Consider the following 20007-nt stretch of genomic DNA (forward strand, 5'->3'; position numbering starts at 1 on the left):
GTCCCGGCGTGCTCACGCACCCGTACGCGGGATGGGCGACGTGGCCGAAACGACGCAGTATGCCGGAGTGCGGGCACGTTCCTCTGGAAAATGCCAAAGCTCTCACCGGATGCGTGCACCTTCCGTAGTCTCGGCGTCACGTTCGCGGTACAGCCGTGCAGGGAGGGGGATCCGGCGTGCCCGGAATCGACGAGAGTCTGCTGGAGGCCATGCGACTGCCCGGCGCACGGGGCGCGTCGCTGGTCGACTGGATCAGCGGGCTCGCCCTGGGCGTCGTGGGCGACGCGCCGGGCGGGGACTGGGAGGCGACGGCCGCGGAGACCGCGGAACTCGCGCGGCACGTCGCGGAGAGCGGCTCCCTGGCCGCGGCCGGCGCCACGGGAGCCGCCGGCGGCACCGACGCCACCGTCGCACCGGACAAGGAACCGCCCGTCGAGGACGTCATCGCCACGACCCCCGACGCCTACCACCTGCTCAGGTTCGTCAGCACTCCCTTCGACAGCACCGTCTTCCTCCACCTGTGGCTGGGCCGCGACGACGGAAACCTCGCCCTGGCCCGCATCCGACTGGCCGAGACGGCGGATCGTCTGGTGCTCGGATGACGAGGGTCACGACCGCCTGGACCAGGCACGGGACGACCTCCGCGGCCCTCGGCGCCCTCGCGGCCGAAGGGGCGACCGGGGCCCTGTCGGGGGAGCGGGGCATCGTCTACCTCGCGGCGGGCCGGGTCGTGCACGTGGAGTCCGCCTTCACCCCTGATCTCGGCGCACTGCTCACCCGCAGCGGCGCCGTCGCACCGGACGGCTGGTGGGACGCGGTCGACCGGGGCGGGACGCAGCACCGGGTGGGGCACCGGCTGGTGGACAGCGGCCGGCTCGCCGCCGGCGCGCTGGAGCTCTGCCACCTCGGCGCGCTCTTCGACGCCGCGTACTTCGTCCTCGCCCAGGACACGCGCGCGCAGCGCTTCCGGCCCGGCGCCGCGCACTGGCTCGGCGCGGTCCGGTCCGTACCGGTGGACGTCGTTGTCCGCGAGTCCGGACGCCGCCGCGCCCTGCTGGACCGCATATGGCCGGACCCCGAGATCGACACCGTCCCCCTCACCAGGGTCCCCGACGCCGACACCGCCGATCTGCCGGTGCGGCGCAGCCGGACCCTGACACAGGTCGACGGCGTCCGCACCGCGGCGCAGATCGCCTCGGCGCTCGCCTGCCGCACGTACCACACCCTCGTCGAACTGCGCCGCCTGGCCGCCGATGGCCTCGTCACCGCCGCGCCGCCCGCGCCCACGCGCCCCGCGCCGGCCCCGGAGCCGTACGACGTCGTGTGGGACGACCCGGACACGGCCCTGCTGCGACGGCTTCGAGACGCCCTGGAGGCGCTGTGATCCGCGCACGTCGCCAGCGTGCCGAAAGGAGACTGCTGATGGCCGTCGAGAGCGACGTCCTGGAGGAACTGCACCGACTGCGAGGCCGCGTACCCCAGGTGACCGGATCGCTCGCGGCCACCGTCGACGGGCTCGTCCTCGCCCATGACGCGCCGGGCACCGAACCCGAGGGCCTCGCCGCGCTCACCGCCGCCGCACTCGGCGTCGCGCACCGCATGGCCGACGCCACCGCGCGCGGCGGGTTCCGGGAACTCCTGCTGCGCGGGGCCGACGGCTACGTCGCCACGTACGCCGCCGGTCCGGCCGCCGTTCTCACCCTGCTCGCCGACGGCCGGGTCAACGTGGGCCGGCTGCACCTGGAGGGGCGGCGCAGCGGCGCCCGGATCGGAGAGCTGGTCGTCGACCGACTCGGCCAGGAACGCGGCCGTCCCCCGGCCGGCGAACACGCCCCGGCGCCGCTCGCGGACCCGGCCCGCCCCATCGGCACCCTGCCCGTGCGCACCCCGCAGCGGCCCGCACACCAACCGATGACCCAGGCCGGCGGCGACCGCCGGCCGACCTGATCCACCGACAGCGCACTGATCACGTCCGGAAAGGAACCCACGCATGGCCAACCTGGAGACGTCCCTCAAGGAATGCCTGAGCGCCATCGACGGAGCGACCGCCGCCGCGCTGGTCGACTACACCAGCGGCATGGCCCTCGGCACGCTGGGCGGGACCAAGGACTTCAACCTCGAGGTCGCCGCCGCCGGCAACACCGACGTCGTACGGTCCAAGCTGCGCACCATGGAACACCTCGGTCTGAAGGAGGAGATCGAGGACATCCTGATCACCCTCAGCAGCCAGTACCACATGATCCGCCTGCTCAAGGGGCGTGGCGGCAACGGGCTGTTCCTCTACCTGGTGCTCGACGCGAGCCGCGCCAACCTGGCGATGGCCCGCCACCAGCTGCGCCGGATCGAGAGCGAGCTGGAGGTCTGAGCGGGAGCCGACCACCCACGGGGCGTGGGCCCGGGCCGGTCACCTCCCGCCCGGGCCCACGCCCGCGCGGGCCGACCGGCGCCGGCAGGCCTCCGCGAGGTCCGCCGGCGCCGGTCGCCGTGGCTCAGGCGCCGCTCTCCCGGAGCATGTCCTCGCGCTCGACCAGCTTCACGCGCTCGCGGCCCTGCGGCTCACCCAGCGCCTTCTCCGCGGCGTCCAGCTTGTACCAGCCCTCCCAGGTGGTGAAGCGGACGTCCCGCTCGGCGAGGAAGGCGTCCACGGCCTCCGGAGCGGGCGTGGCGGGCGTCTGGAGCCGGCCGTTCGCGAAGTCGTCCAGCAGGTTGGACACCGTCTCGTTGGCGTCGCCCTTGGTGTGGCCGATCAGGCCGACCGGGCCGCGCCGGATCCAGCCGGTGACGTACGTCGACTGCAGGTGCTCGCCGGACTCCTGGACGACCCGGCCGCCCTCGTCCGGGACCGTGCCCGAGTCGATGTCCCAGGGCAGCTTGGGCAGCTGGTCGGACAGGTAGCCGACGGCGCGGTAGACCGCCTGGACGTCCCAGTCCTTGAACTCGCCGGTGCCCTTGACGTTGCCCGTGCCGTCCAGCGCGGTGCGCTCGGTGCGCAGGCCGACGACCTTGCCGTCCTCGCCGAGGATCTCGGTCGGCGACTCGAAGAAGTGCAGGAACAGCTTGTGCGGCCGGTCGCCGACGTCGCGGATCGCCCAGTTCTCCAGGGTCTTGGCGACCATGTCTGCCTGCTTGTTGCCGCGCCGGGTCGCGATCGAACCGTCGTCGTAGTCGATGTCCTCGGGGTCGACGATGACCTCGATGTTGGGGGAGTGGTCCAGCTCCCGCAGCTCCATCGGGCTGAACTTCGCCTGCGCCGGGCCGCGGCGGCCGAAGACGTGGATCTCCAGCGCCTTGTTGGCCTTCAGACCCTCGTAGACGTTCGGCGGGATCTCGGTCGGCAGCAGCTCGTCGGCCGTCTTGGCCAGCACGCGGGCCACGTCGAGTGCGACGTTGCCGACGCCCAGGACGGCGACCTTCTCGGCCTCCAGGGGCCAGGTGCGCGGCACGTCCGGGTGGCCGTCGTACCAGGACACGAAGTCGGCGGCGCCGTAGGAGCCGTCGAGGTCGATCCCGGGAATGGGCAGCGCGCGGTCGGCCGTGGCGCCGGTGGCGAAGATCACACCGTCGTAGAAGGTGCGCAGGTCGTCCAGGCTGATGTCGGTGGGGTAGTCCACGTTGCCGAAGAGGCGGATCTGCGGCTTGTCGAGCACCTGGTGCAGCGCGGTGATGATGCCCTTGATCCGCGGGTGGTCGGGCGCCACGCCGTAACGGATCAGTCCGAACGGGGCGGGCATGCGCTCGAAGATGTCTATGGACACACCGGGGTCGGCGGCCACCTCGGACTTGAGCAGGGCGTCGGCGGCGTAGATCCCGGCCGGGCCGGATCCGACGATGGCTACCCGCAGAGGGCGGGGCATGTTCAGGTTCCCTTCGAGCGGTGACAGATCGACTCTCGGGGAAGCCTAAGCTAAGGCAAGCCTAAGTCGGTACGCGGGTCCGGTCTATGAGGACATAAGGGCGGCTTATGGGTTCTCATGGGATGACTTTGTGGCCCGGCTCCGGGGCCCGGCCGTGGGGCGCGGGTTTGAACCGCCGGTCACGGGTGACGTCGGCATGAGGCGCGACGACCGCGTCCCGCGTCCACCTCACGAGGGGAGTCCGCGTGCACCGTCCGGACGACCGCCCGGATCCCAACCGGTGGCGGGCCCTGTGGGTGACCCTGGTCGCCGGGTTCATGTCCCTGCTGGACGTGACGATCGTCGCCGTCGCCCTGCCGTCCATGCAGCGGGGACTGCACGCCTCGGTGGCGTCCGTGCAGTGGGTCGTGTCCGGCTACGCCCTCGCCTTCGCCCTGACCCTGGTGACGGCCGGCCGGATCGGCGACGCGTTCGGCAGACGCCGCGTCTTCCTCGTCGCGCTGGCCGCCTTCGTGGCCTGCAGCGCCGCGGCGGGGGCCGCGCCCGACATCGAGCTGCTGGTGATCGCCCGGCTCGCCCAGGGCGTCGCCGCGGGCAGCCTCGCGCCGCAGAACTCGGCACTGATCCAGCAGATGTTCCGGGGTGCGGAACGCGGGCGCGCCTTCGGGCTGTTCGGGGCCACCGTCGGGGTCTCCAGCGCCGTGGGACCCGTCGTCGGCGGCCTGATCCTGGCACTGGCCGGCGACGGTGGCTGGCGGTGGATCTTCTACGTCAACGTGCCGATCGGCGCGCTCGCGTTCCTGCTCGGGCTCCGTCTGCTGCCCCGGGTGGCCCCCGGCGGCCGGGGCAAGCTGGATCCGGTGGGGGTGGTGCTCCTCGGTGCCGGAATCCTGGCGCTGATGCTGCCGCTGGTACTCGCCGAGGGCGGCGGGCTCGGCAGGGTGTGGTGGCTGTTCCCGGCGGGGCTGCTCCTGCTGGTCGCCTTCGTACGGTGGGAGCGCCGCGTCGCCCGCCGCGCCGGGCAACCGCTGCTGGACCCCGGGCTGCTCACCGAGACCCGCGGCTACGCCACCGGCGCGGGCCTCGCGGCCCTGTACTTCGTCGGGTTCAGCGGGGTGTGGCTGGTGTTCGCGCTCTTCTTCCAGAACGGCGTGGGCTTCTCACCGCTCATGTCCGGGCTGGCGGTGACCCCGTTCGCCGTGGGCTCCGCCGCCGCGGCGGCCGTGGCGGGCCGGCTGGTCGACCGGCTCGGACGGCTGCTGACCGTCTGCGGACTCGTCGCGGTCATGCTCGGACTGGGGACCACCGCGCTGGTGCTCTGGCTCGTCCCCTCCGACCGTGCCGCCTGGATCGCGGCCCCGGCGCTGCTGGTCGGCGGGCTCGGCAGCGGCTGTGTGATCTCCCCGAACATCACGATGACGCTGCGGGAGGTCCCGGTGCGGATGGCGGGCGCCGCCGGAGGCGCCCTGCAGACGGGACAGCGACTGGGCGCCGCGGTGGGCACCGCGGCGCTGCCCGGGCTGTTCTACCTGACGCTCAACGCCACCCACGACGACTACCACCAGGCCGTGGCCCTGTCGGTCGGCACCGGGGTCGCCGCCATGCTGTGCGCGCTGGCCGTCGCCGTCCTCGACTGGCGACGCGACCGCTCGGGCAGTGCACGACGCTGCCCGCCGGAGACGTCCCACAGCCACACCCATGCGGGTCAGGGCTGAGACGGCGCTCCGGCGACGGCGGACGGCCCGGCAGGCTCAGCGGCGCTTGCCGAACTTCCGCAGCATCTCCTGGGCCTGCGCGCGGCGGCGGGGGTCCGCGGCGGCCCGCCGCACCTGCTCCGCCGCCCGGCGGCCCTGCGGGCTGCGCGCGAAGCTCTTGATGCGGTCCAGCATTCCGGCCATGACGTCCTCCAGGGCGACGACGGATCTCCTTGCCGGTCCTCCTACCCCGGGGTCGCCCGATCACCCCGTGTTCCCGGCGCTCCCCGCGGTGACCGCCTCCGGGTGGTTCGACCTCGCGGCGAGGGGCACCCGCAGGACTGGACAGCGCACGCCAACGCCGAGAGGTGAACCACTGTGGCCGGCAATCAGAAGTCCAAGGCCAAGATGGAACAGGCCAAGGGGAAGGCCAAGGAAACGGTCGGCCGGGCCGTCGGCAACGAGAAGATGACGGCCGAGGGCCGCGCCGAACAGTCGAAGGGCGACGCCCGGCAGGCCAAGGAGAAGGGCAAGGACACGTTCCGGCACTGACACCGCCACCGCCACGACACACAGGGGCCGCGGAACCCGGCACACGACCGGTTCCGCGGCCCGTGTCGCGGTCAGCCGATGCGGTAGCCGTCCCCGTACACCTGCCAGTCCAACGGCGGGTCGAGGTCCAGGTTGCCCTCGCGCAGGAAGACGCGCTGCGCCGTGTCGACCCGGCTGGTGTCGCTGTGCGCCTCCTCCTGCCGCATCGCCCACACCCGCGCGTCGAGGAAGGCGTGCAGGTAGGCCACCTCGTCCCCGCCCTCGGCCGGGGGCCGGGCCCGGCCGAGGGCCCGTGCGCGGATGCTGCCGAAGCTCGCGCGGTCGTCGCCGCCGCCGTGCATCACCAACGCGTCGTAGTACGCGAACTGCCCCAGCGTCCGCAGCCCGTCCGCCTTCGCCCGCCGTACGGCCGGGCCGAAGTAGACGCGGTCGCGCTCGTGGTCCTGCGCCCGCCGGAACTCCCGGTCACCGGTCGCCCGGCGCCAGGCGTCGGGGAAGCCGGGGTCGAGCCCCTCGTGCGAGTCGGAGCCGTCGACCGCGCGCAGTGCCGGCAGATAGGGCGCGAGCGCGTTGCCGGGCCTGCGGCCGGCGTAGAGCTCCACCAGGTCGAGCATGTCGCCGGTGCCGGAGCAGAAGCCGATGATGCCGGCGGTGTAGCCGCGCCCGTCACCGATGTCCTCGATGTACGCGTACTGCGCCTCCCAGTCGAGCGAGGAGTTCTCCGCGCTCGCCACCAGCCGCATGGCCAACTCCTTCTTCGCCGGATCGTCGAGCCCCGTCGCGTCCGCGGGCGCCGCCGCGGCTCGCACGGGGATGAGGCGGCGGACCGCCGCCAGGAATGCGCGTGCCATGGCGAGCACGGTACGGCGCTGGGGCCTGCCGTTCGGATCAGGTCGCAGGAAAAGGGGCGGTAGCGCGTCGACGCCGGTGCCCCCCGCGTCTGCGGCATGATCCAAACGACAGGCCCTGGATGCCCGCGGGGCGCGCCGGGTCAGGGGATGGGCTGCTCCGCCCAGATGACCTTGCCGGCCGGCGTGTAACGGGTGCCCCAGCGTTCGGCGAGCTGCGCGACCAGGAACAGTCCCCGCCCGCCCTCGTCCGTCATCGCCGCGTAGCGCAGATGCGGTGAGGTGCTGCTGCTGTCGAACACCTCGCAGACCAGACTGCGGTCGCGCAGCACCCGGACGTGGACGGTCTCACCGCCGTACCGGATCGCGTTGGTGACCAGCTCGCTCAGGATCAGCTCCGTCGTGAAAGCCAGCTCGTCCAGCCCCCACTCCGCCAGCCGCCGGGTGACCTGGGCGCGCACCTCGCCGACCGCCGCCGGGTCGGACGGCACCTGCCACTCGGCGACCCGGTCGGGACCGAGCGCATGGGTGCGGGCGACGAGCAGCGCGATGTCGTCGCCCGGGCGGTCCGGCAGCCGGGCGTCGAGGACGGACCGGCAGGTCTCCTCGGGCGACTCGCCGGCCGTCTCGAGGGCCCGGCGCAGGTGCTCCAGACCCACGTCGATGTCGTGCTGCCGGTCCTCCACCAGCCCGTCGGTGTACAGGACCAGTCGGCTGCCCTCCGCCAGGTGCAGCTCGGTCGTCTCGAAGGGGAGGCCGCCCAGACCCAGTGGGGGACCGGCGGGCACCTCGGGGAACTCCACACGGCCGTCGGGGTGGATCAGCGCCGGCGGCGGGTGACCGGCCCGGGCGACCACGCAGGTGGTGGAGACCGGGTCGTAGATCGCGTAGAGACAGGTCGCGCCGGTGACCGGGGCGCTGTCGTCGGCCACCTCGTCCTGGTCGATGCGGCCGACCAGCTCGTCCAGCAGGCCCAGCAGTTCGTCGGGCGGCAGGTCGAGGGCGGTGAAGTTGTGCACGGCCGTCCGCAGCCGTCCCATGGTGGCCGCGGCGTGCAGCCCGTGGCCGACGACGTCGCCGACCACGAGGGCGACGCGGGCCCCCGACAGCGGCAGCACGTCGAACCAGTCCCCGCCGACCCCCGCCTGGGCGGGCAGGTACCGGTAGGCGATGTCCAGCGCGTTCTGGTCCGGCATCCTGCGGGGGAGCAGACTGCGCTGGAGGGTCACCGCCATGCTGTGCTCGCGCGTGTAGCGGCGCGCGTTGTCGATGGAGACCGCGGCCCGCGCGACCAGCTCCTCGGCGAGGGCCAGATCGTCCTCGTCGAAGGGCTCCGGCTTCTCCGCACGCCAGAAGCTGACCACCCCGAGGACCAGGGTGCCCGCCCGCAGCGGCACGGTGATCAGCGAGTGGACCCCGTACTCCACCACCTGCGCGGAGCGTTCGAGGTCCTGCGCCTTCCAGCCCGGCGCCTCGCCGAGGCGGGGCTCCAGCACGGGCCGGCCGGTCTCCAGGGATCTGCCCTGCGGGGTGGAGGCCACGAAGCGGATCTGCCGGCCCACCGGGTAGAGCGGGACCTCCTTGCGGATGCCGCTGCGCGCGGTGCGCCGCAGCTGGGTCGCGCCCTCCGGCTGGCCGCCGGCCAGTACGGCGTCGAACAGGTCCACCGTGACGTAGTCCGCGAACCGGGGGACGGCCAGCTCCGCCAGCTCCTCGGCCGTACGCGTGACGTCCAGGCTGGTGCCGATGCCCACACCGGCGTCGTACAGCATGTCCAGGCGTTCCCGGGCGGTCTCGGCCCGTCCCGACAGGGCCCGCAGCTCCGTGGAGTCGCGCAGCGTGGCGACGCTGCCGGCCGGGCCGCCCCGTACGTCCGTCGGACGCTGGTTGACCGCCAGCAGCCGGTCCTTGACCAGGTGCACCTCGTCCGTCGCGACCCGTCCGGAGTCCAGCAGCTCCGCCGTGTCGGCGGGGAGCCCGAGGTCGAGGACGTGCCGGCCCTCGGCGTCGGCGGGCAGGTCGAGCAGGCGCTGCGCCTCGTCGTTGGCGAGCAGCAGCCTGCCCTCGGCGCCGACGATGAGCACGCCCTCCCGGACGGAGTGCAGCACCGCGTCGTGGTGTTCGTACATCCGGGTCATCTCGTGCGGCCCGAGGCCGTGCGTCTGCCGCAACAGCCGGCGGCTGACGAGCGCCGTGCCGCCCGTGGCCAGCGCGAGGCCGACGGCCGCCGCGATCAGCATCAGCGGGAGCTGCCGGTCGGCGGCGCCGCCCACGTTCTCCGTCGTGATGCCGGCCGAGACCAGCCCCACGACCGTGCCGTCGGGCGCCTTGACGGGGACGATCGCCTGGACCAGCGGGCCGATGGTCCCCTCGATCTCCTCGGTCACCGTCTCCCCGGCCAGCGCGGGGGCGATGTCCCCCACGAACTCCTTGCCGATGCGGTCGGGCTTGGGGTGGGTGTAGCGGACCCCGTCGGTGTTCATGACGACGACGAAGTCCACCCCCGTCGCCTCGCGCGTCGCCTCCGCCCGCGGCTGGAGGACCGCGGTGGGATCGGGACTGCGCAGCGCCTCGACGATACCGGGGGAGTTGGCGAAGGTCGCGGCCACGGCGACCGACCGGTTGCGCGCCTCCGTCTCGCTGTCGTGCCGCACCTGGAGCACCAGCGCGACCACCGCCGCCAGCACGAGCAGCAGCACGATGACCACGTTCAGGACGAAGACCTGACCGGCGACACTGCGGCCGGACAGCGCCGAGCGCAGAGCCGCGGCACGCCGCCGCCTTCCCTCGCCCGCACCCCGCCGCGACCGGTCCTCGTCCCGCCGGCGTCGGGCGGGCGTACCGCTGGGACGACGGGGTGACCGCTCTCCCGATCGACCCATCAGTCGGACCATGTGCCCATGTCTACACTGCCGCGCCGCGGGAGGCGAGGGGCACCCCCCGCCGCGGGGCGGCCGGCCGCACCCGGGTCCGGCGCCGCCCTCACCGGGGGCTCCTGGTGAGGGACCGGCGGGTGGCCAGCAGAAGGGCCACGTCGTCGGGGCGGTCCACGTCGTGCCGGGCCGTGACGGTGAGCCGGTCGGCGACGCCCGCCAGCGCATGGCTCCCCGGCCGTGCGGCGGGCGCGCCTGCCCGGGCCAGGGCCACCGCGAGGGCGGTGATGCCGTCGTCGATGTCGGTGCCGGGCCGCTCCACCAGCCCGTCCGTGTACAGGGCGAGGACGGCGCCGGGCTCGACCCGGAACTCCGTCAGCGGGTACGGGGCTCCGGGGTCCACGCCCAGTACCACCCCACCGGGCAGGTCCAGCGCCTCGGTGCGTCCGTCCGGGTGGCGCAGCAGCGGCGGCGGATGCCCGGCGCGGGCCGCGCAGGCCCGTCCGGTGACCGGGTCGAGGCGGATGTAGCAGCAGCTCGCGAACAGACCCGGATCGAGATCGATCAGGAGGTGGTTGGTGCCGCTCATCACCTCGTCCGGCGGCCGGTCGCCGAGGGCGAAGGCGCGTACCGCGCTGCGCAGTTGTCCCATCGTGGCCGCCGCCTGCACGCCGTGCCCCTGCACGTCGCCGATGACCAGGGCCATGCCCCGGCCCGAGGCGACGACGTCGTACCAGTCCCCGCCCACCTCCATGCCCTGGGTCCCCGGCAGATAGCGTCCCGCGGTCTCCAGCAGCGGGTGCGCCGGCAGACGCCGGGGCAGCAGGACCCGCTGCAGGCCGCGGGCGAGCGCGGTCTCGGACTCGTAGCGCCGGGCCTTCTCCATGGCGTGGGCGATCAGCCCGGCGAGGGCGGTGAGCACCGTGCGCTCCTCGGTGCTGAAGCCACGGGCGCGGTCGAAGCCGAGGATGCAGGAGCCGACCGGGCGCCCGGAGGCGATCAGCGGCAGGAAGGCGCGGGCGCCCTCCGTGGCGTCCAGCGGGATGCCCGGGTACGCGGCGGCCAGTTCCTGCATGGAGTCGAAGAAGAGGGGACGTCCGCTGGTCAGCGTCTCGACCCCGGGCAGCCGGGCGTCCAGCGCGACCCCCTCGAAGGGCGCGAGGAAGCCCGGCGGGAAGCCCGTCTCCCACGCCAGGTACAGATGCCGGTCCTGGAGCAGGTAGATGGCGAGCCGGCGCCCGCCGAAGGCCGGCAGCAGTTCCCGTACGACCACGGCGGAGACCTGGCGGGCGGTGACCGCCTCGGTCAGGGCCACGGCCAGGACGATGGGCCGGTACAGGGGCGACGCCGAGGCGACCGGCGGGTCGGCGGCGTCGGCCTCGGGCGCCGCCTCGGGTGTGCCGTGCCGGGACGGGGGACCGGCGGTCGCGTCGGCCACCGGGTTGGCCGGGCGGAGCGTGCCCGTCAGGAGGTCCGGACCGGGATGCACCGACACGGCGAGCCAGTCCCCCTCGTAGGGCTGCGGCGTCGTCCGGCGGCTGCCGTCGGGCGGGCGCCGGACGTGGAAGCGGACCGGCTCGGAGGACAGCAGGGCGGCGCGCAGATGGTCCTCGTACGCAGCCTGGTCGAGCCAGGGCACGGCCTCCCACAGGGAGTGGCCCAGCAGCGCGGCCCTCGGCCGGCCCAGCAACTGGGCGGCGCGCGGATTCACGTAGACGAACACGCCCAGCCGGTCCAGGCAGAACACGCCGTCCGGAAGCAGGTCGGCCGCGGCGTCGGCCACCGTGCCCGCGCCCGGATCGCGGACGACGCCGCGCACCGGGCCGCCGAGGGACGGTCCGGCCTGGGGTCTCCACAGCTCCACCAGGCGCAGCGCGCCGTGCGAGGCGCGCACGTACAGGGGGAGCGGCGGGGGCCGGCCGGCGGTCGTGTCCCGCAGCGCCGCCGCGATCCGGTGCCCGTCGTCGGGGGACAGGGCGCGGGTGAGCGCGTCGAGCGGGGTGGCCGGTCCGCGGGCCTCCCCCGTCATGTCGAGCAGGGTGCGCAGCGGGTCGTCGACGGTGACGGCGCCGGTGGCCGGGTCCCAGGCGAAGGTCCCGGCGCGTTGCGGGTGGCGCCGGGAGGCGGGGGGCCGGATGCACAGCGGCTCGCCCTCCCAGGCGACCGGCGGCGCGGCACGGTCCTCGTCCAGCCGCTCCAGGGCCGCACCGAGCTCCTGCGCCAGCCGTTGCATCCGGTCGATGCCCTCCGCCACCTCGGCGCCGTCGGAAGCGGGGGGACGCAGCACGGTGAGGACGCCGTACGTCCGTTCCGCCCCGACGACCGGCACGTACAGGGACCCGAACGGGAAGGGCAGGCCGGCCGCGAACTGCGGGTACCGGCGCATCGTCTCCGCCGCGTTGGGCAGCACCACCCGGACGCCCAGCCGGTAGGCGTCGGCGACCGGGAAGGGACTGTCGGCGTGCAGCCGCCACCAGGGGCGGAACAGCGGCCCGGGCAGTCCGGCGAGGACGGCGAGGCGCAGCAGGCCGGGCGTGGGGGAGCGCAGGTAGACCCCGCCCGCATGGCCACCGGCCGCGCCGATCGCCTCGGCCGAGGCGTCGATCAGCAGCGCCGTCAGCCGCCCGGGCGTCCGGTCTGCGTCCTCGGCGCCTGCACTCATCGGCCCCACCTCGTCCGTGCGCCGTCACGCGGGCGACACAGCAAGAATGCGCCACGACACCCCGGTCCCGCATGTGCTCGCGCCGCGAAGGGTGACGGGGCGGCATGCGGCGTCGAAAGTTTCGACTCCCCTTCGCTCGCGGAGCGCCTCGGCGAGGGTGCGGTGACGGGCGTTGACCGCAGGGACGGGAGTCCGTAATCTCCTCCGAGCGATTCGGATACTGGTCCGAAACATTCGACGAATCCTGCCCTTCCGTACGGCCCTCGTGTTCCGCTCAACGAAAGGGATGTCATGAGCATGACCCATCTGACCCTGTGTCGCCGTCTGCCGAGAACCATCGCCGTTCTCGTCGCCGCCGCGACGCTGCCCGTCTCGGCGGCGTCCGCCACGGCGCTGACCGCCACGGCCCATGCGGCCGAGGCCGCCGACACGCTCGGGTCCGCCGCTGCCGGAAAGGGCCGCTACTTCGGCACCGCCGTCGCGGCGAACCACCTCGGCGAGTCCGCCTACGCCGCCACCCTGGACCGTGAGTTCACCTCGGTGACGCCCGAGAACGAGATGAAGTGGGACGCCGTCGAAGGCAGCCGCGGCACCTTCACCTTCGGCGCCGCCGACCAGATCGTGAACCACGCCCGGTCCCAGGGCATGGACGTCCGCGGCCACACCCTCGTCTGGCACTCCCAACTGCCCTCCTGGGTGGGCGGCCTGGGCGCCGCCGACCTGCGCACGGCGATGAACAACCACATCAGCCGGGTGATGGACCACTACAAGGGGCAGGTCCACAGCTGGGACGTGGTGAACGAGGCCTTCCAGGACGGCGGCAGCGGCGCGCGCCGCAGCTCCCCCTTCCAGGACAAGCTGGGCAACGGCTTCATCGAGGAGGCGTTCCGCACCGCGCGCGCCGCCGACCCCGCCGCCAAGCTCTGCTACAACGACTACAACACCGACGGCGTCAACGCGAAGAGCAATGCCGTCTACGCCATGGTCAAGGACTTCAAGTCCCGCGGCGTGCCCATCGACTGCGTCGGCTTCCAGTCCCACTTCAACAGCGCCTCCCCGGTCCCCGCCGACTACCGGGCCAACCTCCAGCGCTTCGCCGACCTCGGCGTCGACGTGCAGATCACCGAGCTCGACATCGAGGGCTCGGGCACCGCCCAGGCCGACAGCTACGCCGACGTGGTCGACGCGTGCCTCGCCGTGGACCGCTGCACGGGCATCACCGTCTGGGGCGTCACCGACAAGTACTCGTGGCGCAGCGGCGGCACCCCGCTGCTGTTCGACGGCGACTACAACAAGAAGCCCGCCTACGACGCCGTCCTGACCTCCCTCGGCGGTGACGGCGGCGGCGAGCCGGGAGGCGGCACGGCGAGCTGCACCGCCACGTACACCAGGACCGCGGACTGGAGCGGCGGCTACAACGGCCAGGTCACCATCACCGCGGGCAGCGAGCCGATCAGCTCCTGGACCACGACCGTCACGGTGTCCTCGCCGCAGCGGGTCTCCGCCACCTGGAACACCACGGCCACCTGGGACGGCGGCGGCGACGTCATGACCGCGCGGCCGAGCTGGAACGGCTCCCTGGCGGCCGGCGCGTCGACCAGCTTCGGCTTCACGGTGACGAAGAACGGCAGCGACGCCGCGCCCGCGGTCGGGACCTGCACCGCCTCCTGACCCCGGTCGGCGGGGTTCGTTGCCGATCCGGTCAAAAACGGCGGGTGGGGCGGAAGTTGGGGCAACGGAGCCGTGAGAACCGTCCCGGTGCGTATCGTGAGGGACCGGGAGCCTTCGCTCCCCCCTCGGCCCCGGACCGGACGGTGAGGCTCTGTATGACTCCGGGTATGACTCCGGCGCACGGACCCGATGCCGCGGACGCGCCCGTCGAGTTCCGGGGCGGCTCGGCGATGATCCCCGCCTCCCGGGACATCGTGCGCGGCTTCGTCGCGCGACTCGGCGAGCGGGACGTGGAACTGGCCGACACCTTCCTCGACGCCGCCCGCCTGGTCGCCACTGAGCTGGTGACGAACGCGCTCCGGCACGCACCCGGGCCCTGCCGGCTGGAGCTGACCCTCGTGGACGACGCCGTGGAGATCGCGGTGTCGGACACGGGGGAGGGCTTCCCCACGTTTCTGCCCCGCGATCCCCTGCGGGTCGGCCGGCACGGCCTGGAGATCGTGACGCGCCTGTGCGACGAGGTGATCACCAGGCCCCATGCGACGGGCAAGACGGTGTACGCACGCCTGCCGCTGCGCTAGGGCCTGACCGGCGTCGGGCGGTCGGGGCCCGCTCGACGCGCGCGAGCGCGCCGCGCTGACTACCGTCGAGGTGTGGTGGCTCACACATTCGAGGAGCTCGTGCACAAGCGCCGCGCGGCGGACCTGGCGCAGCACCGGGTCGAGGAGCTGCGCGACTCGTACGGGCCTCCCACGCAGCATCAGTGGACCCGGCGGCAGTCGACCACATACGAGACCGCCGTACGGGCCTGGCGCGACCTGGACCGGGACGCGCAGACCGCGATGACGGAGTACGTCAAGGAAGGGGGCCAGTCCCGACACAAGATCGAGGCGAAGGTCCGCAAGGCCGTCCAGGACGACAGCCGGGGCACCTGACGCCGCCCGCCCCACCGGCCCCGGCAGGGTCCGTCGGTGCCCTGCCGGGAGTGGGGGTCCGGGCGGCCGCTCGTGCCGACGGCGTCAGGGCTGCGCGGCGCTGATCCCGGCGATCAGGGCGCGGGCGGTGTCCAGGGCCGCTGCGCGGTCGGCGGGGACCAGGCCGATGCGGGTGCGCCGGTCGAGGAGGTCGGCCTCGTCGAGGGCTCCCTCGTGGCGCAGGGCCCAGAGCAGTTCCGCCCGGGTGACGGGGTGGTCCGGCAGGACGCGCTCGCCGAGCCGCGGATCCCGGGCGGCGAGGGCGAGGACGGCCGGTGCCTCGGTGCCGTAGCGCCGGACCAGACGGCGCGGAGCCCGCAGCGCGGCCAGGGCGTGCGGTGCGGCGGCGCCGACCAGCGGCAGCGCGGCGGTGGGGGAGGGGCCGGCGGCCAGCCGGCGGGCGGCGACGGCGGCGTCCACCGCGTCCTCGGCCATGCGCCGGTACGTGGTGAGCTTGCCGCCGACCACGGTGATCACCCCCTCCGACGAGGTGAGCACGGCGTGCCGGCGGGAGACGTCCGCCGTACGGGGCCCGCTGCCGGGCCGGCCTGCGGAGGTGGTGTCCAGCAGGGGCCGCAGGCCCGCGAAGGCGCCGACCACGTCCTCGCGGTGGACGGGCGTGTCCAGCACCGAGCCGAGCACGTCGAGCAGGAAGCCGACGTCGGTCTCGGGCACCTCGGGAACGTCCGGGATCTCCCCGTCCACGGGCTCGTCGGTCAGTCCCACGTAGACGCGGCCGTCGCCCTGCGGCAGGACGAGGACGAAGCGGTTGGTCTCCCCGGGGATCGGCACGTGCAGCCCCGCCGGGAGCGGGCCGAGCCGGTCGGAGCGCAGGACCAGGTGGGTGCCCCGGGAGGGCCGGACACGGATGCCGTCCACGAGGTCGCCGGCCCACACACCGGAGGCGTTGATCACCGCGCGGGCGCGGATCACGCCCTCCTCACCGGTGACCTCGTCGCGTATCCGGGCGCCGGACGAGGTCAGCTCCAGGGCCCGGACGCGGGTCAGGACGCGGGCGCCCCGCGCGGCGGCGGTCCGGGCGAGCGCCGTCACCAGCCGGGCGTCGTCGGTGAGCCGGCCGTCCCAGGACAGCAGTCCGCCGCGCAGCCGGTCGGAGCGCAGCGCCGGGGCGAGATGACGGGTCTCCACCGCGGAGAGCCGGCGCGGAGCGGGCAGCGTGGCCCGCGCCGTGCGCGCGGCCAGCCGCAGGGTGTCACCGGCCCGGAAGCCCGCCCACGCGAGGGCCGCCTGACCGCGGGGGACCAGCGGGGTCAGCGGCAGTACGAACGGCTGCGCGCTCACCAGGTGGGGCGCGGTGCGCTCCATCAGCACCCCGCGCTCCACCGCGCTCTCGTGCGCGACGTCCAGCTGCGCGGAGGCGAGGTAGCGCAGTCCGCCGTGGATGAGCTTGGAGCTCCAGCGGGAGGTGCCGAAGGCCAGGTCGTGTGCGTCCACCGCGACGACGCTCAGTCCGCGCGCCGCGGCGTCCAGGGCCGCGCCGGCCCCGGTCGCGCCGAGCCCGACGACCAGGACGTCCACGACGGGGCCGCCGACGGCGTCGGTCAGTTCGCGCGAGCGCCGCGCGGCGGACAGCGAGGTCCCGGCGGCGGGGCCGCTGGTCGGGGTCATGGCGTGAGGGTCCTCTCCAGGATGGTGCGCAGCTCGGCGAGAAAGGCCGCGGGGGTCAGCTCGGCGTCGTCCTCGTCGGTCATGGTCCGCAGCGACAGGGCGAAGGACTGGACGATCAGCAGCACGGACCGGGCCTGCCGCTCGGGGTGCCCCGCGCGCACCGACCCGTCGGCGTGCCCCTCCCGCACGGACTCCGCCAGCAGCTCCAGCAGCGCCTCCTGGCTCGCCCCGCGGCGGTCCAGGACATAGGGGAGGAGCAGTTCGGGATCGACGTCGACGATCTTGCGGAAGAGCGGGTGGTCGCGGAAGGCCGCCACGCCCGCCACGAGCCCCTCGACCAGGCGCGTACGCGTGCCCAGGCCCGCCCGGGGTGCGGGGACGGACCCGGTGGCCACCGCGATCCACTCGCGGGTCATCAGGTCGCCGACCAGCGACCGCACATCGGGCCAGCGCCGGTAGAGCGTCATCCGGGAGACGCCGGCCCGGCGGGCCACGTCGGTCATGGTCGTGCGGCGGACTCCGACGGCCAGGACGCAGTCGCGCACGGCGTCGAGCACCGTGTCGTTGTCCGAGGGGCTCGGCCGGCTCGAGTGGTTGTGACGGTTGGGCGTCATGTGTAACAGTGTAACGCCCGTGGGGCCGCGTCGACGGCATCCCCGAACCGACCGTGAGGACGACAGGTCATGGACATGCTGTGGAACGGCTGGGGCGATCCGGCCAGGGCGACGCCCCTGCCCGACACGGTGACCGGGCTGCTGGGCGAACTGCTCGGCGTGAAGCCCCGCGACGCCGCATCCGTACCGCTGGAGCGGATCGACGTCCCCGACTCGCCGCTGGAGGCCGCCGCCCACCGCGCGCTGGCGGCCGCCGTCGGCGACCGCCCGGACCGCCTGCGCACGGACGCCGAGACCCGTGTCCGGCACACCCGCGGCAAGTCCACCCCCGACCTGCTGCGGATACGGGCCGGCGACACCACCGACACCCCGGCCGCCGTCGTCCTGCCGGACAGCCACGACGAAGTGCTCGCCGTACTGGCCGCCTGCGCCGAACACGGCCTCGCCCTCGTCCCGTTCGGCGGCGGCACCTCCGTCGTCGGCGGCCTCGCCCCCGCCCGCCGCCGGGACTTCGTCGCCCTGGACCTGCGGCACATGAACCGCCTGCTCGACCTCGACGAGGTCTCCCGCACCGCCACCCTGCAACCCGGCCTGCGCGCCCCCGAGGCCGAGGCCCTCCTTGCCGAACAGGGATACACCCTCGGCCACTTCCCCCAGTCCTACGAGTGGGCCACCATCGGCGGCTTCGCCGCGACCCGCTCCAGCGGACAGGCCTCCGCCGGCCACGGCCGCTTCGACGACATGGTGCTCGGCCTCACCCTCGCCACTCCCGCGGGCACCCTCGACACCGGCCGCGCCCCGCGCTCGGCGGCCGGCCCCGACCTGCGCCAGCTCGTGCTGGGCTCGGAGGGCGCCTTCGGCGTCATCACCTCCGTCACCGTACGCATCCGCCCCGTGCCCCGGGTCCGCCGCTACGAGGGGTGGCGCTTCGCCTCCTTCGACCAGGGCGCCGCCGCCCTGCGCCGCCTCGCCCAGGACGGCCCGCGCCCCACGGTGCTGCGCCTGTCCGACGAGACCGAGACCCTGATCGGCCTCGCCCAGCCCGACGCCATCGGCGACTCCCTCGCGCGCCAGGACGCCGGCTGCCTCGCCGTCGTCGGCTTCGAGGGCACCGAGGAGGACACCGCCCACCGCCGCGAGGGCGCCGCCGCCGTGCTGCGCGACAGCGGCGGCACCTTCGCCGGCGAGGAACCGGGGGAGCGCTGGGCCCACGGCCGCTACTCGGCGCCGTACCTGCGCGACTCCCTGCTCGACGCCGGGGCCCTCGCCGAGACCCTGGAGACAGCGGCCTACTGGTCGCGGCTGCCCGCCCTGTACGCCGCCGTCCGCGACGCGCTCACCGGCACCCTCACCGAGGCCGGCACCCCGCCGCTGGTCATGTGCCACATCTCGCACGTCTACGAGAACGGCGCCTCCCTGTACTTCACCGTCGTCTCCGCCCAGGGCGACGACGCCGTGGCGCACTGGACCAGGGCCAAGCACGCCGCCAACGAGGCGATCCTCGCCGCCGGCGGCACCATCACCCACCACCACGGGGTCGGCACCGACCACCGCGACTGGTACGTCCGGGAGGCCGGCCCCCTCGGCGTCGAGGCCCTGCGCGCCGTGAAGCGGAGCCTGGACCCGGCCGGGCTGCTCAACCCGGGCGTCCTGCTGCCCGCGGACTGAACCCACCCCGCCGACCGGCGCCCGCCCACCCCGTGAGACAACAGTCCGGCCCCACCCGTCAGTCCGGAGGCACATCGATGCGACAGTTCACCGCCGTCGTCAACCCCACCGCGGGCGGCGCCACCTCGGCCGCCGCGCTGCTCGGGGTGGCCCGGCTGCTGCGGGAGGCGGGCGCCGGGCTGGAGACCGAGTACAGCCGCAGCCTCGCGCACGCCCGGGAACTCGCCCGGCAGGCCGGACAGCGGGGCCGGGTGGTGCTCGCCGTCGGCGGTGACGGCATGGCCGGCGGCATCGGCGGCGCCCTCAGCGGCACCGGGGCGCTGCTCGGTCTCGTCCCGGCCGGCCGCGGCAACGACTTCGCCCGCGCCCTGGACCTGCCCACCGAGCCCGCCGCACTCGCCCGGGTGCTCCTGCACGGCGCACCCCGCCCGGTCGACACCATCGAGGTCACCTCGGCCGTCCACGACCGCACCGTCGTACTCGGCAGCGTGTACGCCGGTGTCGACGCGCTCGCCAACCACCACGCCAACCGCGCGCGCCTGCTGCGCGGCACCGCCTCCTACTACACGGGCGCGCTGCGCGCCGTCGCGAGCTGGCGTGCGACGCGCTACCGGGTCACCGTCGACGGCGAGGAGCACGCGTTCACCGGCTACACGGTGGTGGCCGCCAACTCCGGCTACTACGGCTCCAACCGGCTCATCGCCCCCTCCGCCCGCGTGGACGACGGCCTGCTGGAGGTCGTGATGATCCACGAGGCGCCGCGGCGGCTGTTCTTCGCCCTGATGAACGAGCTGGGGTCGGGCGCCCACGTCCACCGGCCCCAGGTCCGCGTCCTGCGCGGGCAGGAGATCCGCATCGAGGCGGACCGGGCCATACCGTACGGCGCCGACGGCGAGGTCGAGGCGGCCGTCCCCGTCACCGCCAGGGTGCTGCCCGGGGCCCTGCGCGTCCTGTGCTGAACACGCCGC

Annotated in this window: 18 protein-coding genes; 11 read left to right on the top strand and 7 right to left on the bottom strand. The window is 74.3% G+C overall.

All coding sequences use genetic code 11. The annotated features are described in order from the left end of the window. Positions 1-176 precede the first annotated feature (176 nt). The 4 genes from ACIGO6_RS07540 to ACIGO6_RS07555 are packed head-to-tail and all read left to right on the top strand — an operon-like array spanning position 177 to position 2365. On the top strand, positions 177-602 hold the full coding sequence (locus ACIGO6_RS07540) for a hypothetical protein (protein ID WP_399872662.1): 426 nt from the start codon (positions 177-179) through the stop codon (positions 600-602). Continuing rightward, a complete protein-coding gene (locus ACIGO6_RS07545) occupies positions 599-1384 on the top strand; it encodes a hypothetical protein (protein WP_399872664.1) in 786 nt (261 codons plus the stop codon). The genes ACIGO6_RS07540 and ACIGO6_RS07545 overlap by 4 nt, the downstream gene beginning before the upstream one ends. A 38-nt stretch (positions 1385-1422) precedes the next feature. Continuing rightward, positions 1423-1947, top strand: coding sequence for a roadblock/LC7 domain-containing protein (locus ACIGO6_RS07550; protein ID WP_399872666.1), 525 nt, complete (start codon positions 1423-1425; stop codon positions 1945-1947). A 43-nt stretch (positions 1948-1990) separates the two neighbouring features. Next, positions 1991-2365: a hypothetical protein gene (locus tag ACIGO6_RS07555; RefSeq protein ID WP_399872669.1), complete on the top strand. Its 375-nt coding sequence runs from the start codon at positions 1991-1993 to the stop codon at positions 2363-2365. A 124-nt stretch (positions 2366-2489) separates the two neighbouring features. Here ACIGO6_RS07555 and ACIGO6_RS07560 read toward each other — a convergent pair whose 3' ends face one another. After that, positions 2490-3854, bottom strand: coding sequence for an FAD-dependent oxidoreductase (locus ACIGO6_RS07560; protein ID WP_399872672.1), 1365 nt, complete (start codon positions 3852-3854; stop codon positions 2490-2492). A gap of 245 nt (positions 3855-4099) precedes the next feature. On the opposite strand from ACIGO6_RS07560, the gene ACIGO6_RS07565 reads away from it, so the two are divergent. Further along, entirely contained in the window at positions 4100-5569 is a 1470-nt protein-coding gene (locus ACIGO6_RS07565) for an MFS transporter (RefSeq protein ID WP_399872675.1), read from the top strand. Between the two features lie 36 nt (positions 5570-5605). On the opposite strand, the gene ACIGO6_RS07570 is transcribed toward ACIGO6_RS07565, so the two are convergent. Continuing rightward, the gene (locus tag ACIGO6_RS07570; RefSeq protein ID WP_399872678.1) at positions 5606-5752 is read right to left on the bottom strand and encodes a hypothetical protein; all 147 of its coding nucleotides are present in this window, start codon (positions 5750-5752) and stop codon (positions 5606-5608) included. Between the two features lie 174 nt (positions 5753-5926). On the opposite strand from ACIGO6_RS07570, the gene ACIGO6_RS07575 reads away from it, so the two are divergent. Further along, a complete protein-coding gene (locus ACIGO6_RS07575) occupies positions 5927-6100 on the top strand; it encodes a CsbD family protein (RefSeq protein ID WP_399872681.1) in 174 nt (57 codons plus the stop codon). 71 nt (positions 6101-6171) lie between these two features. Here ACIGO6_RS07575 and ACIGO6_RS07580 read toward each other — a convergent pair whose 3' ends face one another. The 3 genes from ACIGO6_RS07580 to ACIGO6_RS07590 form a co-directional block, all read right to left on the bottom strand. Beyond that, positions 6172-6951, bottom strand: coding sequence for a chitosanase (locus ACIGO6_RS07580; protein ID WP_399872684.1), 780 nt, complete (start codon positions 6949-6951; stop codon positions 6172-6174). Between the two features lie 140 nt (positions 6952-7091). Then, positions 7092-9842: a SpoIIE family protein phosphatase gene (locus tag ACIGO6_RS07585; protein WP_399872686.1), complete on the bottom strand. Its 2751-nt coding sequence runs from the start codon at positions 9840-9842 to the stop codon at positions 7092-7094. 88 nt (positions 9843-9930) lie between these two features. After that, positions 9931-12483: a SpoIIE family protein phosphatase gene (locus ACIGO6_RS07590; protein WP_399872689.1), complete on the bottom strand. Its 2553-nt coding sequence runs from the start codon at positions 12481-12483 to the stop codon at positions 9931-9933. Positions 12484-12774: 291 nt separating this feature from the next. Here ACIGO6_RS07590 and ACIGO6_RS07595 point away from each other — a divergent pair, with 291 nt between their 5' ends. From ACIGO6_RS07595 to ACIGO6_RS07605, 3 genes are all read left to right on the top strand, one after another. Then, positions 12775-14154, top strand: a complete 1380-nt coding sequence (locus ACIGO6_RS07595; RefSeq protein WP_399872692.1) for an endo-1,4-beta-xylanase — start codon at positions 12775-12777, stop codon at positions 14152-14154. A gap of 167 nt (positions 14155-14321) precedes the next feature. Continuing rightward, positions 14322-14735, top strand: a complete 414-nt coding sequence (locus ACIGO6_RS07600; protein WP_399872695.1) for an ATP-binding protein — start codon at positions 14322-14324, stop codon at positions 14733-14735. Between the two features lie 75 nt (positions 14736-14810). Then, positions 14811-15089, top strand: a complete 279-nt coding sequence (locus ACIGO6_RS07605; RefSeq protein ID WP_399873600.1) for a hypothetical protein — start codon at positions 14811-14813, stop codon at positions 15087-15089. Positions 15090-15173: 84 nt separating this feature from the next. On the opposite strand, the gene ACIGO6_RS07610 is transcribed toward ACIGO6_RS07605, so the two are convergent. Together ACIGO6_RS07610 and ACIGO6_RS07615 are read right to left on the bottom strand one after the other, a co-directional pair. After that, the gene (locus tag ACIGO6_RS07610) at positions 15174-16757 is read right to left on the bottom strand and encodes a glycerol-3-phosphate dehydrogenase/oxidase (protein ID WP_399872697.1); all 1584 of its coding nucleotides are present in this window, start codon (positions 16755-16757) and stop codon (positions 15174-15176) included. Beyond that, positions 16754-17371: a TetR/AcrR family transcriptional regulator gene (locus ACIGO6_RS07615; protein ID WP_399872699.1), complete on the bottom strand. Its 618-nt coding sequence runs from the start codon at positions 17369-17371 to the stop codon at positions 16754-16756. The genes ACIGO6_RS07610 and ACIGO6_RS07615 overlap by 4 nt, the downstream gene beginning before the upstream one ends. 69 nt (positions 17372-17440) lie before the next feature. Between ACIGO6_RS07615 and ACIGO6_RS07620 the strand changes: the two genes are divergently transcribed. Beyond that, entirely contained in the window at positions 17441-19039 is a 1599-nt protein-coding gene (locus ACIGO6_RS07620; RefSeq protein WP_399872701.1) for an FAD-binding oxidoreductase, read from the top strand. A gap of 77 nt (positions 19040-19116) precedes the next feature. Next, positions 19117-19998, top strand: a complete 882-nt coding sequence (locus ACIGO6_RS07625) for a YegS/Rv2252/BmrU family lipid kinase (protein ID WP_399872703.1) — start codon at positions 19117-19119, stop codon at positions 19996-19998. The last annotated feature ends 9 nt before the right edge of the window (positions 19999-20007 follow it).

This window comes from Streptomyces sp. NPDC053750, assembly GCF_044544295.1.
Taxonomy (GTDB): domain Bacteria; phylum Actinomycetota; class Actinomycetes; order Streptomycetales; family Streptomycetaceae; genus Streptomyces.

Coding starts and splice junctions, on each gene's coding strand:
- ACIGO6_RS07545 (WP_399872664.1), top strand. CDS start 599: ATGACGAGGGTCACGACCGCCTGGACCAGGCACGGGACGACCTCCGCG.
- ACIGO6_RS07550 (WP_399872666.1), top strand. CDS start 1,423: ATGGCCGTCGAGAGCGACGTCCTGGAGGAACTGCACCGACTGCGAGGC.
- ACIGO6_RS07555 (WP_399872669.1), top strand. CDS start 1,991: ATGGCCAACCTGGAGACGTCCCTCAAGGAATGCCTGAGCGCCATCGAC.
- ACIGO6_RS07560 (WP_399872672.1), bottom strand. CDS start 3,854: ATGCCCCGCCCTCTGCGGGTAGCCATCGTCGGATCCGGCCCGGCCGGG.
- ACIGO6_RS07570 (WP_399872678.1), bottom strand. CDS start 5,752: ATGGCCGGAATGCTGGACCGCATCAAGAGCTTCGCGCGCAGCCCGCAG.
- ACIGO6_RS07580 (WP_399872684.1), bottom strand. CDS start 6,951: ATGGCACGCGCATTCCTGGCGGCGGTCCGCCGCCTCATCCCCGTGCGA.
- ACIGO6_RS07585 (WP_399872686.1), bottom strand. CDS start 9,842: ATGGTCCGACTGATGGGTCGATCGGGAGAGCGGTCACCCCGTCGTCCC.
- ACIGO6_RS07590 (WP_399872689.1), bottom strand. CDS start 12,483: ATGAGTGCAGGCGCCGAGGACGCAGACCGGACGCCCGGGCGGCTGACG.
- ACIGO6_RS07595 (WP_399872692.1), top strand. CDS start 12,775: ATGAGCATGACCCATCTGACCCTGTGTCGCCGTCTGCCGAGAACCATC.
- ACIGO6_RS07600 (WP_399872695.1), top strand. CDS start 14,322: ATGACTCCGGCGCACGGACCCGATGCCGCGGACGCGCCCGTCGAGTTC.
- ACIGO6_RS07610 (WP_399872697.1), bottom strand. CDS start 16,757: ATGACCCCGACCAGCGGCCCCGCCGCCGGGACCTCGCTGTCCGCCGCG.
- ACIGO6_RS07615 (WP_399872699.1), bottom strand. CDS start 17,371: ATGACGCCCAACCGTCACAACCACTCGAGCCGGCCGAGCCCCTCGGAC.
- ACIGO6_RS07620 (WP_399872701.1), top strand. CDS start 17,441: ATGGACATGCTGTGGAACGGCTGGGGCGATCCGGCCAGGGCGACGCCC.
- ACIGO6_RS07625 (WP_399872703.1), top strand. CDS start 19,117: ATGCGACAGTTCACCGCCGTCGTCAACCCCACCGCGGGCGGCGCCACC.